At 64.8% G+C, this 13,038-nt stretch carries 11 protein-coding genes; 7 read left to right on the top strand and 4 right to left on the bottom strand.

The genetic code is table 11. The features are described 5' to 3' along the window. The first annotated feature begins 76 nt into the window (after positions 1-76). The 7 genes from HDIA_RS01890 to HDIA_RS01860 all read left to right on the top strand — a co-directional run bounded on the left by HDIA_RS01890 (position 77) and on the right by HDIA_RS01860 (position 7,615). Positions 77-895 carry an ABC transporter ATP-binding protein gene (locus HDIA_RS01890; protein WP_099553845.1) on the top strand — a complete coding sequence of 273 codons (819 nt, stop codon included), beginning with the start codon at positions 77-79 and terminating at the stop codon, positions 893-895. A 35-nt stretch (positions 896-930) separates the two neighbouring features. Then, entirely contained in the window at positions 931-1,959 is a 1,029-nt protein-coding gene (locus HDIA_RS01885; RefSeq protein ID WP_099553843.1) for an ABC transporter substrate-binding protein, read from the top strand. 74 nt (positions 1,960-2,033) lie between these two features. Then, positions 2,034-2,876, top strand: coding sequence for an ABC transporter permease (locus tag HDIA_RS01880; RefSeq protein WP_099553841.1), 843 nt, complete (start codon positions 2,034-2,036; stop codon positions 2,874-2,876). Further along, complete coding sequence (locus HDIA_RS01875) at positions 2,873-3,694, top strand: ABC transporter permease (protein WP_099553839.1); 822 nt, start codon at positions 2,873-2,875, stop codon at positions 3,692-3,694. The genes HDIA_RS01880 and HDIA_RS01875 overlap by 4 nt, the downstream gene beginning before the upstream one ends. Before the next feature lie 61 nt (positions 3,695-3,755). After that, complete coding sequence (locus HDIA_RS01870) at positions 3,756-4,784, top strand: LLM class flavin-dependent oxidoreductase (protein WP_099553837.1); 1,029 nt, start codon at positions 3,756-3,758, stop codon at positions 4,782-4,784. A 150-nt stretch (positions 4,785-4,934) separates the two neighbouring features. Beyond that, positions 4,935-5,906, top strand: coding sequence for a LysR family transcriptional regulator (locus tag HDIA_RS01865; RefSeq protein WP_099553835.1), 972 nt, complete (start codon positions 4,935-4,937; stop codon positions 5,904-5,906). A gap of 245 nt (positions 5,907-6,151) precedes the next feature. Beyond that, positions 6,152-7,615, top strand: coding sequence for an NAD(P)-binding domain-containing protein (locus tag HDIA_RS01860; RefSeq protein ID WP_245884117.1), 1,464 nt, complete (start codon positions 6,152-6,154; stop codon positions 7,613-7,615). A 36-nt stretch (positions 7,616-7,651) separates the two neighbouring features. Here the strand turns inward: HDIA_RS01860 and HDIA_RS01855 are convergent, their stop codons facing one another. Genes HDIA_RS01855 through HDIA_RS01840 form a run of 4 tightly spaced genes read right to left on the bottom strand, consistent with a single transcriptional unit; the run spans position 7,652 to position 12,659 of the window. After that, complete coding sequence (locus tag HDIA_RS01855; protein WP_099553833.1) at positions 7,652-9,271, bottom strand: glycosyltransferase; 1,620 nt, start codon at positions 9,269-9,271, stop codon at positions 7,652-7,654. Then, positions 9,271-10,500, bottom strand: a complete 1,230-nt coding sequence (locus HDIA_RS01850) for a glycosyltransferase family 2 protein (RefSeq protein WP_157775157.1) — start codon at positions 10,498-10,500, stop codon at positions 9,271-9,273. The genes HDIA_RS01855 and HDIA_RS01850 overlap by 1 nt, the downstream gene beginning before the upstream one ends. After that, a complete protein-coding gene (locus tag HDIA_RS01845; protein WP_197708083.1) occupies positions 10,487-11,809 on the bottom strand; it encodes an ABC transporter ATP-binding protein in 1,323 nt (440 codons plus the stop codon). Before HDIA_RS01845 ends, HDIA_RS01850 begins: the two co-directional genes overlap by 14 nt. Then, positions 11,799-12,659 carry an ABC transporter permease gene (locus tag HDIA_RS01840; protein WP_157775154.1) on the bottom strand — a complete coding sequence of 287 codons (861 nt, stop codon included), beginning with the start codon at positions 12,657-12,659 and terminating at the stop codon, positions 11,799-11,801. Before HDIA_RS01840 ends, HDIA_RS01845 begins: the two co-directional genes overlap by 11 nt. Positions 12,660-13,038: the final 379 nt, after the last annotated feature.

The following is a 13,038-nucleotide window of genomic DNA, read 5'->3' as shown; positions in this document are numbered from 1 at the left end:
CAGAGGTCGGCGCGCGTGCGCCATGGCTTTTCGTGGATGGGGACCGGCGAGGACGCCGATCCCGAGGAGATCGCCAATGAGCGCAGGACAGGACGACTTCGGCCTGAAAGCCGATCGTCTCGGGATGGTCTACCGCCGGGGAGCGCAGGAAACCGTGGCGCTGGAGGACTGCAACCTCGCGATCCGGCGCGGCGGATGGATGTCGCTGATCGGGGCGTCAGGCTGCGGCAAGTCCACCCTGCTTCGCATCTTCGCCGACATCGTCAAGCCGACCCATGGCGAGGCGCTGCTGCACGGCGTTTCGCCTGCCGAAGCGCGCGCCAACCGCACCTTCGCCCTCGTCTCGCAGCAGTCGACCATGCTGCCCTGGCGCACGATCATCGACAATGTCGCGCTCGGCCTCGAAGTCGCGCGTGCGCCGGTCTCCGAACGGCGCAAGGCGGCACAGGAAGCGATCGACCTTGTCGGCCTTGCCGGCTTCGAGCGAGCCTATCCGTCCGAGCTTTCCGGCGGCATGCGCCAGCGCGCCGCGATTGCCCGCGCCCTCACCTTGCGTCCGCAGTTCCTGCTGATGGACGAGCCCTTCGGCGCGCTCGACGAGATCACCCGCGAGAAGCTCAACTTCGAACTCCTGCAGATCCTGAAAGAGACCTCCGCGACGCTGCTGCTCGTCACCCACTCGATCAGCGAGGCGATCATCCTGTCCGACAAGGTGGCGGTGATGACGCCCCGGCCGGGCCGGATTTCCCGAATCGTCGACATCGACTTCGGCCACGAGCGCACCGCCGAAATGCGCGACGATCCGCGCTTCACCGCCTACGAGAGCGATCTTCGCCATGCCCTCCACGGCACGCCCGACACGCGGGTCCTGCCGTCGCAAAGACTTTCCGCCTGAAGCCCTCCCACCTCCCCGACCAGGAGTTGCCCAGTATGATGTCCCTCTTCCGTTCTTGGCCGTCCACGCTTGCCCGTTGCGCCGGGATCGCGGCCCTCGGCCTTGCCGCAGCTGGCCCCGCGAGCGCCGCGGACCTGAAGCCCCTGACGGTGGTGCTGCCCTATGTGCCGAACATGGAAAGCTTCGCCGGCTTCTATGCCAAGGACAAGGGCTTCTTCGAGGAAGCCGGGCTCGACGTGAAGCTCATCCCGGGCGGACAGGGCATCGACCAGATCCAGATGGTCGCCTCCGGGATCGCGCAGATCGGCATGGCCGACGCGAGTTCAGCGATGGCCGCCATCGACAAGGGCGCGCCGCTGATGATCATCGCGGCCGAATACCAGACGTCGCCGCAGGCGATGACCTGCCGCAAGGATTCCGGCATCACCGAACCGTCGATGCTGAAGGGCAAGAAGCTCGCCATCAAGCAGAACGCCCAGGTGGTTGCGGACTTCTTCCTCGCCAAGAACAACCTCTCGCGCTCCGACATGGAGACGACCGCCATCGGCACCAGCGACATCGCGCAGATCATCGCCGGCAAGGTCGACTGCATGTTCACCACCTTCGCCTTCAACGAGCCCTACCTCATCGAGCAGGCCGGCGTGCCGGTGAACGTGATGCCGGTTGGCGACTGGGGCATGCCCTCGCAGAACGACGTCTGGGTCGTGACCAAGGACTTCCTCGCCGATCCGGAAAACAAGACGCTGCTTGCCGCCTACATGACGGGCGAGATGAAGGCCTGGGACTTCTACATCGACAATCCCGAGAAGGCGGCCGAGTTCATGGTCAACGGCGGCTTCAACGACGGCCTCAACATCGAGCAGCAGACCTATCAGGCGACGCACCAGATCGCCTACATGACCTCGCCGCTGACCAAGGAAAAGGGCCTGCTCTGGATCGACTTCGATGTCTGGAAGGAAGCGGTCAAGAACGCCCAGACGGCCGAACTGACCTCCTCGGTACTCGATCCGTCGACGTTCCTGACGACCGAAATCCTCGAAATGGTCAAGCCGACCAAGCACTGAGCGCCCGGGAGCGCCGTGCCGGAATCCCTGCCCGGCACGGCGTCTCAAGACCTTGTCCCATCAGGAATTTTCTCATGACCGAAGCCGTCGGCACCGTCCCGGCCCGCGCGACCCAGCCGCTCTGGCGCTTTTCATTCTCGGGATCCATGCTGCGTCCGCTTCTCGCCGTCCTGCCGCCCGTTGCCTTCCTTGCCGGCCTCGTCGCGCTCTGGGCCCTGCTTTCCGCCTATGGCCTCATCCCGGCCTTCGTCCTGCCAGGCCCGGCGGCGGTCGGCGAAGTCTTCGTGACGCAGGGCCACGTTCTCCTGCGCCATGCGATCGCGACGGGAAGCGAGGCGCTGTCCGGCTTCGTCATCGGCAACATCGCCGCCGTGCTCGCCGCCTGCCTGCTGGGCTTCTCGCAGCCGCTGAAAGACATGTTCTACCCCTACGCCCTTGCGAGCCGGGCGATTCCGATCATCGTCTTCACCCCGGTCTTCGTGGTGGTGCTCGGGCGGGGGATCGCACCGATCATCGGCATCGTCTCCTTCAGCGTCTATTTCCCGACCTTCCTCAACATGATCCGGGGGTTGAAGTCGGCCGATGCCGACTATTACGAAATGCTGCACACCTTTTCTGCCTCGCCCCTGCAGCGCCTCCGGATGATCGAGTTTCCCGCGGCGATGCCCTATCTCTTCGCCGCCCTGAAGGTCAGCGCCTCGTCCGCCTTCATTTCCGCGCTTGTCAGCGAGTGGATCGGCGCCAATGCCGGGCTCGGCTATCTCGTGGTCGTGTCCGGGCAATATTTCCGCCTGCCGCTGATGTGGGCGGCAATCTTCACGGCCGCCGCGATGACGCTGACGCTGCTCGGGCTCGTCCATCTCGCCGAACACAGGCTTTCCCGCTACACCGCGCACGCGCCGGAGATGGGCCAATGAGCCTCCTGGTCGCCCGCCCGCAAAAAGCCGCCGCCGCCCGGGAGCCGGTCGATGTGCGCCTGACTTTGCGGCGCTATGGCCTGCCGTTGCTGCCGCTCATCGCCCTTCTCGCCTTCTGGCAATATGTGACCGTCGGCGGCCATGTCTCGAACCTGATCCTTGCCTCGCCGACAGCGATCGCGGCCGCCTTCTTCACGGCGGGCCCGGAGATCGGCGCGAACATGCTGGTGACGCTGATGGAGGCGCTCGTCGGTTTTGTGCTCGGCAATCTGCTCGGTCTCGTGATCGCGATCGTCTTCGTCCATTCCTCGCTGGCCCGGCGGATGATCTATCCGGTCGCCGTCGGCGCGGAGGCGGTGCCCTTCATCGCTATCCTGCCCGTGCTCATCCTCTGGCTCGGAAACGGCGTGGAGCCGAAGATCGTCATCACCACCTTCATCGCCTATTTCCCGATGCTGGTGAACGCGCTGCGCGGCCTTCGAAGTGCCGACGCGGAAGTCAACGAACTGCTCTACACGCTCTCGGCCTCCGCCATGCAGCGGCTCTTCATCGTGCGCCTTCCGGCGGCGATCCCCTTCATGTTCAACGCGCTGAAGCTTTCGGCCTGCGGCACGGTGGTCACCGCCCTCGTTGCCGAATGGCTCGCTTCCGACCGGGGGCTCGGCTACCTCATCGTCCTCTACGGCACGCGCTACCAGATCCCGGAACTCTGGGCGTCCGCGCTGACGGCCATGGCCATGAGCCTGCTCGTCTACGGCGCCGTGGTCCTTGCCGAGCAACGGCTCATGCCCTGGCGGCGCAACGCCCCGGCCGGCTGAAGGTGGCGGGCAGGCACGACCGACATACACTCCGATCACAACAAGACCCAAGGAGGCACCGATGACTTCGGAGCGACCGAAATTCGGCGTGATGGACCAGGGCTGGGCTGCGCCGGAAATGAGCGACGCCACGTCCGTCGGTCTCACGCTCGACGCGATCCGGATTGCCGAGGATCTCGGCTTCGACAGCGCCTGGGTCGGGCAGCATCACCACCGCCGCGACGATGCGCCCTTCTGGGGCCGTATCCCGGCCACCGAAGTCTTCCTCGCCTATGCCGGCGCGAAGACGAATCGGATCGCGCTCGGCACCGGCGTGCGGGTGCTCTCCACCACGACAGCACTCAGGACCGCGGAGGAAATGAGCCTCCTCAGCCTGCTGCTGGACGGTCGGGTGGATTTCGGCATCGGCCTCGGCGCCCAGCATAACGACAGCCGCAGCGCGGAAGAAAAGGGCGAGATATTCCGCAGGCTGCTCGACGAGTTGCTGGCGGTCCTTTCCGACGATCCCGAAACGGGCCTTTTGCCGCTCAGCCCGACCTCGCCTGTCGACCTCAGGACGCGGCTCTTTGCTGCGGCGCGCGACGAGACGACCCTCGCCCACCTCGCCCGGACCGGGGTCAATCTGGTCGTCGGGCAGGCCGAACCCGGCGAAACGCAGGCCGACTACATCCGCCTCTACCGCAAGCTTGGCGGCAAGGGCGAGACGCGCGGCGTTCGCATCGTCTTTCTCGCGCCGACCCGGCAGCAGGCCATCGAAGACTGCGCGGAGGCGGCCGACCTCTATTTCGACCTGATGAGCAAGGGCGGCTACTACAAGCTCGCGGTGCAGCGCGGCCTGATCCCCGAGGTTCCGCGCAGCCGCGAGGAGATGCTGGAGGCGATCCATTTCATCGCCGGCACGCCCGACGAGGTCATCGAGGAACTCAACGCCCATCTCGCCGTCACGGGCCTCGACCGGCTCGACGCGATGATCCAGCTTCCCCGCATGGATCCTGCCCATGTGCGGCGAACGATGGCGCTCTTGCAGCAGGAGGTTCGCCCTCACCTCGTCTACCGGCCGTATGGTGCCGATGCCCGCGAAGTTGCCTGACGACCGGAGCGTTGCCATTGCGGCAACGCCCGCCGGGGGACATTATCGCCCGGAACATTGCCGCAGCGAATCGAGCGTCCCGGGACATCGTCGCATGCACCACCACCCCCTTTCCGAAAACCGGACCGCACGCGCGGTCGGAGCGCGGTCATGAAGTCCAGTTTCGTCCATGTCCATCTCGTCGCCCTGCGCTATTTCGGCGAGACGGTGCGCACCGGCTCCATCCGGCAGGCGGCGGAACAGCTCAATGTCGTTCCCTCCGCCGTCAGCCGGCAGATCCTGAAGCTGGAAGACCAGCTTCAGTGCAAGCTCTTCGACCGCATGGCCGAGGGCGTCCGGCTTACGGCGGCGGGCGAGGTGCTCTACCACTACATCCTGCGCCTCGAACGCGACCTCAACAGCGCCATCTCCCAGATCGACGATCTCAAGGGCCTGAGACGCGGACATGTGCGGATCGCCTGCGAGGACGGCATCGGGCGCGACTTCCTGCCCGGCATCCTTGCCGCCTTCCATGCGGAATTTCCGCGCGTGACCTACACGGTCGAGATCGCGTCCAGCCGCGAGATCCTGCACCAGGTCGCCGAGGGCCTTACTGACATCGGCATGGCCATGGCGCCGCCGACGCGGCCGGACGTCACCATCGCGGCGCAGATGGAAATGCCCGTCGGCATCATCGCCCACCCGGACAACCCGATCGCGGCGCGCCGGGAAGTGCGGCTCGCCGACCTTGCCGACCAGCATCTCATCCAGGCCGAGGACGGTATCGGTGGCGACACCGGCTATGGCGCCCACCTTCGTGCCAGCCAACCCGACACCCGGCTGATCGAGACCAACGCGCCGGACGTCATCACCAATTTCGTGGAATCGGGCCTCGGGGTCGGCATCCGCACACCAGTCGGCGTGCTCGCCTCGCTCGCGAGCGGACGCATCCGCTTCCTGCCGCTGGTCGATCCGCAGATCAAGCTGCCGGCGCTTTCGATCTTCGCCAAGCCGCAGCGGACGCTGCCGGTGTCCGGCGCCGTGCTCCAGGAACGGCTGAAGGCGGCCCTGCCCGACTTCCGCGCCCATGTGGACGAGGTCGCGGGGCTCGACACGGACGACCGGTCGACCCGGCGCGCCTGACGCCGGGCCGGTTCTCGCGCTCAGGACACTGCGTGCCGTAAACTGCCGGGCGCGCTCGACGACGTTCCCGTTCGGCAACGCCCCGATGAACATTCGCCGCTTTCTCAGCTCACCGCCACCGGGGAGAATGATGCCATGGACAATTGGCGAGCGACGCTCGGCACCGTCCAGGATGATGCTGAAAGACCGGCCATCGTCCTGACGGCCGCAGGTTCACCCGCCCTCCCTTGACGAGGATTGAGCGATTGACGAGCGAACAGGAACGCCTTGACGACCTGGCACAGCGGGCCCGCGAAGAACTGGCCATGCTGTCCTTTGCGACCAAGCCCTGGGTGATCCCGCAAAGCCGCGATGGCGAGCGCATCCCCGACGTCGTCGTCATCGGCGCCGGACAGTCGGGCCTCGTCGTCGGTCATGCCCTGAAACGTCGCGGCGTCACCAATATCCTGATCCTCGACCGCAACCCCGCCGGCTACGAAGGTGTCTGGGACACCTTCGCGCGGAATTACGAGATCCGGTCGCCGAAGGAAGTCATGGGCGCCGACCTCGGCCTGCCAAGCATGACGATCCAGAGTTTCTACGAGACCCGGCACGGCAAGGAGGCCTGGAAGGCGATCAAGCGCGTGCCGCGCCGCGACTGGATGGACTATCTGCGCTGGTACCGCGAGATCGCGGATCTCCCGATCGAAAACGACGTGCAGGTGACGAACATCGACTATGACGCGGGCGGCGTCACGCTGACGACGGCCGACGGCCGGCAGATCCGCGCGCGGCTTGCGATCCTTGCCACCGGCATGGACGGCGGCGGGGCTTGGACGACGCCCTCCATCATCTCCGACAACCTGCCCAAATCGCACTACAACCATTCCTGCGATGTCTTCGATGCGAACCGGCTGAAGGGGCTCGATATCGGCATTCTCGGCGCGGGCGCGGCAGGCTTCGACGTCTCGGTGGCGGCGCTCGCGGCCGGCGCACGGTCGGTGACCATGTGCATGCGGCGGCCGTCGCTTCCGATGATTGACGTTGCCCGCGAGATCGAGACCGCCGGCCAGCTCAACCACGGCCACGAGCTTTCGGACGCCACGAAGTGGGGCCTTGCCAAATTCCTCAGCGGCCTCAGCCAGTCACCGGCCGAGCATCATTTCCACAAGGCCGTCTCCTACCCCAATTTCCGCATGTGTGCGGGGGCGCCGTGGCAGAGTGTCCGCTTCGAGGACGGCAAGGTTTGCGTGACGACGCCGAAGGGGGATTTCGCCTTCGACCACGTCTTTGCCGCCACGGGCGTTTGCGTCGACATGATGCGGCGGCCGGAACTCAAGAAGATCGCCGAGAAGGCCGCGCTCTGGAAAGACCGCTTCGTGCCGCCGCCCGAAGACCCGAGCCCGGACCGGCTGCGCTTTCCCTATCTCAACCACCATTACCAGTTCACGGAACGCGAACCGGGAACCGCTCCGGGGCTCAACCGCATCTTCGCCTTCAACGCCCTTGCCGCCCTCAGCATGGGCGCGATGGCGGCCGTCTCGATCAGTTGCCACCGCTTCGGCGTGCCGAGGGTGGTCGATGCGATCACGAGCTTCCTCTTCCGCGAACAGGAAGACCAGCTCATCCCGACGCTCGCGGCCCACGACAAGCCGGGTATCGACCTGCCGGATCATGTGCGCGCGATGCTGGAGATGCCCGCCGAGGGAGAACTGGCGCAGGCCAGCTGATCCTTCGCGGCCCTCCCGCCCCCGGCAAGGACGATTTCAATCGGCCTTGGTGATGCGCGCCATAATCATGACAGCCCGCGTCAGGTCGCTCGCCTGAAGCAGCTCCGGGCCGAAGTCGCGTTCTCCGAGGCCGTGCTGGATGCCGGCGGCCGTCGCGGCGTTGCCGTATGTGACGATCTCGATGTCGGCGCCCGGACAGACCTTCGCCAGAAGCCGGCGAACGCCGTCAGGTGTGAAGCGCCAGAGGTCGCCCTGCCCCTCCAGCAGGGGCAACAGTCCGGGGAAAGAGACGAGGAGCGAACCGCCCGGTTTGAGCAATCCTGTCACACCTTCAAGAAACGCCCGAACGTCGGGCTGATACTGGATGACGTCGATGGCGATGATGCAGTCGAACGTCCGCTGCGCCATCGAGGCGCTGCCGTCCAACATGGCGGGGATGCCGTCCATCGGTGCGATGCGGATCGACGAAGCATCCCTCCCGAACTGTCTTGCCTTTGCGTCGTCGCCGAATTCCAGCACGTCGCCCCGGATTCTCTCGCTCCAGGAGCGGCAGAAGTCGAGCGCGAAGATGCGGTCGAGAGCCTTGCCCCGGTTCCCCTCGCGCGGGAAGAGCGGCTGCGTTCCCGCCAGTATCGCCCCGTCGAGCGAGCCCGGCATGCCCTCGCCCGAACGGTGTCCCGTCAGCCTGCGAAGACGGCTCATCCAGCCCTTCGCGGTGCGGTGGATCGACAGCGACAGTTCAAGGACGGGCAGAAGACGCGGATGGGTATACCGCAGCATGACGAAGATGACCGTGAGCCTCAGGCCGAGGCTCACGCCGCCGACGGCCCGGATATAGGACACGGCCCGTTCCAGGAACCGGCGCGTCGGCGCGCTCAGGCCGTCCGCCGTCCATTCGCCCTTCTGCATGGCCGTTTCGTAGCTTGGCGAATAGGTCTCGTCCGGATGGACGCGATAGAGCGCCCAGATCTTGTCGGAGACGAAGACCCGGCATTTCAGGAAGGCTTTGACGAAGAAGACCGTGTCGTCGAAGAGAAGCCGGAAATCGTCGTCAAATCCCCCGGCTTCCTCGAAGATTTCACGCCGGACCATGACGGCGGAGGGATAGGGCGAGGTGCTCTCGTAACCCGACACGGTGGAGCGGAGCAATCGGGTCAGAAGCAGGTCGGGATCGTAGGTCCGGCCGGGCTCGACACCAAGGCGCGAGACGTGGCGGCAAAGACTGTCGCGCGGGCGGCCGGTCCAGGAATACCAAAAGGACACCGGGCCATAGAGCATCGCGACATCGGGCCGGTCGTTCATGAACGACACCTGCTCGGCGAGCTTGTGCGGCAGCCAGGCATCGTCCGCATCGAGCATCGCGACATAGGCGCCCGAGGCCGACGCGACGGCGAGGTTGCGCGAGACGCTCTTGCCGCGGTTCTGCCGGTCTTCATGCTCCAGCAGCCGGACGCGACCGGAATGACGCCGCGTGAAGTCCTCGACAATGGCGCGGCTCGCGTCGGTCGACCCATCGTCGACGATGACCAGTTCCCAGTTGCCGTAGGTCTGGGCCTCGATGCTCGAAAGCGCCTCGCCAATGAAACGCTCGGCGTTGAAGAAAATCATCATGCAGGAAACGAGAGGCGACGCCTCACCGGCCGCGGACGCCGTCATCAGTCGCCGTTCCCGCCGGTCGCCGCCGCGATCTCGGCAGCCAGTTTCTGGCTGCGGCGGTAGGTTCCGGTCAGCGCGGTGGCGGCTCCGATGAACTGGAGAAGCATCAATCTCCAGGGCATTTCCAGCTTGGCCTTCGAGAACGGCCGAAGCTGCGCGATCATCGAGCGCATCCACCAGTGGATGAAGAGACGGGCCTTGTCGCTCATTTCCGGATCGTCGTCGCGGATCTTCACCAGAAAGGCCATGCAGCCCATGCCCCAGCTCTTGCGCACCTGCCGGCGCAGGCCAGCCATGTCGGGCCGGTGTTCGTGCCGCATGAGCATCTGCGGTTCGTAGACGACGTCGTGGCCGTTGCGCGCAACCCGGTAGAGCGCGTCGAGATCGCCGCCGCCCGGCAGGGCCGCGCCCATGTCGAGCGCCGTGTCGAAGCCGCCGAGCGCCCGCATCACGTCAACGCGGAAGGCCATGTTGCAGCCGTTGCCGAAGATGGTCGCCACGGGGTAGAGCGGCTGGGGCGCGTATTGCCGTCCGAAGACGATCGGCAGGAACCCCTTGCGAAATCCGCCGATCGATTCCACGAGAACCTGGGCTTCGGTATCGAGGCAATAGGGCAGCGTCTGGCCCGCGAATGCGCCGGCTTCGGGCTGCAGCGACCAGGCCTGCCGGAGACCGCCGAGCCAGTGGATATCGGGAACGGCGTCGTCATCGATAAAGGCAAGGATTTCGCCCCGCGCTTCCTTGAGGGCTCGGTTGCGCGCGAAGTTCAGGCCCTTCTTCTCCTCGCGGACGCAGCGGACGCCCTCGAAGGCCTCCGCCACCCGGCGGGTCTCATCCGTGGACGAGGCATTGTCGATGACGAGGATCTCGGGCCTTGGGTCTTCCGGCGCGACAACAAGGCGGCCGATGCCTTCAAGACAGCGCTTCAGAAGGTCCGGATGGTCCTTGGTGCAGATGACGATGGTCACCGTCGGCATCGGGCCGATGTTCGTTTGCCGACTTATCGGCTGCGAGGACCATTCCTCGGGAATGTCACGGCGGATCCAGTCGCTGATCGCTTCCGCAGACAGAACGGTGCCTGCCGGATGTGCCGCCATGAGGAAACCGACCGGGCGCGGACCACGGAAGACTTCGAGTGCAACGCCCTTGCGATTGCTTTCGACAGCGACGGGTTCGACCGCCGCGTCCAGGTCGACCCTATGGATAGAATACCCCTCAGGAACGCTCATGGTGCCGGTCGGCCTCCCGTGAGACATCGTCGCCACGTTCTTCCACGTCCCAGGCCAGGCGTGGACGCATGGCGCCATGCCATTCCCCGTACCAGCCGTTTCGACCGTTGTCGCTGTCGAGCAGTTCGCACCGCAGGATCCTCGGGAACTGCTTGAATACCGCTCCGGACTTGATGATCTCAAGCGTCAGGAAATAGGTTCCGTCATTCATGAAATCGGCGGGTACGCGGCAACGCTCGACGTAGTACCCGACGCGCCGACGCGGACTGATCTTCCAGTTGCCGGCGTTGAAAAGCATGATGCCTTCGGAATTGTGGATCAACCAGGTGACATTGAGATCGGCGTCGGGCGTGCCATTCCAGTATTCGATCTCGATGTCGAAGGGCGAACCAATGCTGACCGGATCGCCCGCGACGCCGCCCTCCGGGATGACGGCGCACCGCCTTACGGAGAAGGATTCATCGCCCGGCGCCTGGTCCTTGTCCGGCCAGAACCGGTGCGCCTGCCCTTCCTCTCCCGCGGCATTTTTCAGGTAGGCATCGAGCACCTTGTGCGGCGGTCCGTCGGCCGCGATATGCCCCCGGTCGAACCAGACGACCCGGTGGCACATGGACTGGACGGCACTGAGATTGTGGCTGACGAAGAGAATGGTCCGCCCGCTCTTGGAAATGCTGGACATGCGATCCATGCATTTGTTCTGGAAGTTGACGTCGCCCACCGCCAGAACCTCGTCGACCAGCAGGATCTCACTGTCGAGATGCGCGGCGACGGCGAAGGCAAGGCGCATGTACATGCCGCTCGAATAGCGCTTTACCGGCGTATCGATGAAGGATTCGACCCCCGCGAAGTCCACGATCTCGTCGAAATGACGAACGATGTCGTGCCGGCTCATGCCGAGGATGGCGCCGTTCAGGAAGATGTTGTCCCGGCCGCTGAGATCGGGATGGAACCCCGTGCCGACATCGAGCAGCGAGCCGACGCGGCCGGAAATGCGGATCGAGCCGCTTGTCGGCGGCGTGATGCGGGAGATGATCTTGAGAAGCGTGCTCTTGCCGGCGCCGTTGTTGCCGACAAGACCGACGATCTCACCGTGGTTGACGGAGAAGGAAACGTCGCGCAGCGCCATGAATGTCTCGCGCGAGGCCGGCGCAATGCCGAGACTGTGCTTCGCCATCCTGGCGATCGCGGGGCCAAGGGCCGCCAGCGTGTCGTAGAGGCTCGTGTTGGATCCGAGCCGATAGGATTTCGAGACGGACCGGACCTCGATGGCGATCTCGCCGTCTGCATTCCCGGGGCGGCTAGATGACATCGGCGAACCGCCTTTCCGCCTTCGTGAACGTCAGGACACCCAGAATGGCGAGAACGGAGGCCGACAGGCATGAAAGCCCGATGGCGGACCAGGGATCGCTGGACGCGCCCACCGCCCAGCGGAAGCCCTCGAGCACCCCGACCATCGGATTGAGGGCCATGAAGGGCCTCGCACCTTCGGGAAAAAGGCTGAGCGGATAGACCACCGGCGTGGCGAAAAACCAGGCCTGGGTGAGGAAGGGAACGAGATGCCGCACATCGCGGTAAAGAACGTTGAGGCCGGAAAGGATGAACCCGACCCCGAAAGTCGCCACAATCGCGAGCCCCGTCAGCGGGACAATTAGCAAAAACCGCATCGAGAAGTCGACGCCGTAATAGACCAGCACGGCGAGCATGAAGCCGGACGCGATCAGGAGATCGACCAGGCCGGACAGGATGGCGGCGATGGGGATCGCCAGCCGGGGGAAATAGACCTTGCTGACGAGAGCAGCGTTGTTGACCACGCTGTTGGCGGAATTCGTCAGGCCATTGGCGAAAAAGGTCCAGATCACGAGGCCGGAGATGGCGAAGACCTCGTAGCGGAGCCCGTCCGAAGGCATGCCGGCGAGACGCCCGAACACGACCGTGAACAGGACCAGGGACACGAAGGGCTGGACGACAATCCAGGCGACACCAAGGAAGGTCTGGCGGTAGCGGACCTTCAGGTCGCGGCGGATGAAGAAGCGGACGAGGTCGCGATAGCCGAAGAGCTCGCCGAAGATCGTCCGCAGGGGCAAGTTTCCGGCTGTGATCAGCGTTTCATGCGGCAAAGCGGGGGACGCCTCCTGCTTCTCTTCAACCGCAACATCCAAGATCGGCACCCTTCCGAACGGCGCTAAACATTTCTGTTTATTGCGCCTTGCTTTATCAACTTTAGTCTCTATCGTCAAAGGGATAACAAAATCCACACTGACAATTGCAGTCATTTACTATAGTTTGAAATGCGAAATCCTTAATCATGACTTTAAGGGTATTCATGTGACGAAAAGACGTCTTCCGGGGCGCGAGGTCGTGATTTTCAAGTTTCCCATCCGAGTTTTCCGCCGACGCGCAAGCACAGCGGTTGCCGAACGAGAGACCGGGGTTCCTTCGCGTCTGCCCGAGATGCCGGGACCGGCGACATGCCTCGGCAAGGACAAACCAATCGCCAGCGGTTTCAACTTCGCCCCCTTTTGCGTACCTCTGATCGCA

Source organism: Hartmannibacter diazotrophicus (assembly GCF_900231165.1).
Taxonomy (GTDB): Bacteria; Pseudomonadota; Alphaproteobacteria; order Rhizobiales; family Pleomorphomonadaceae; genus Hartmannibacter; species Hartmannibacter diazotrophicus.
This window is presented reverse-complemented; position numbering and strand designations above follow the sequence as displayed.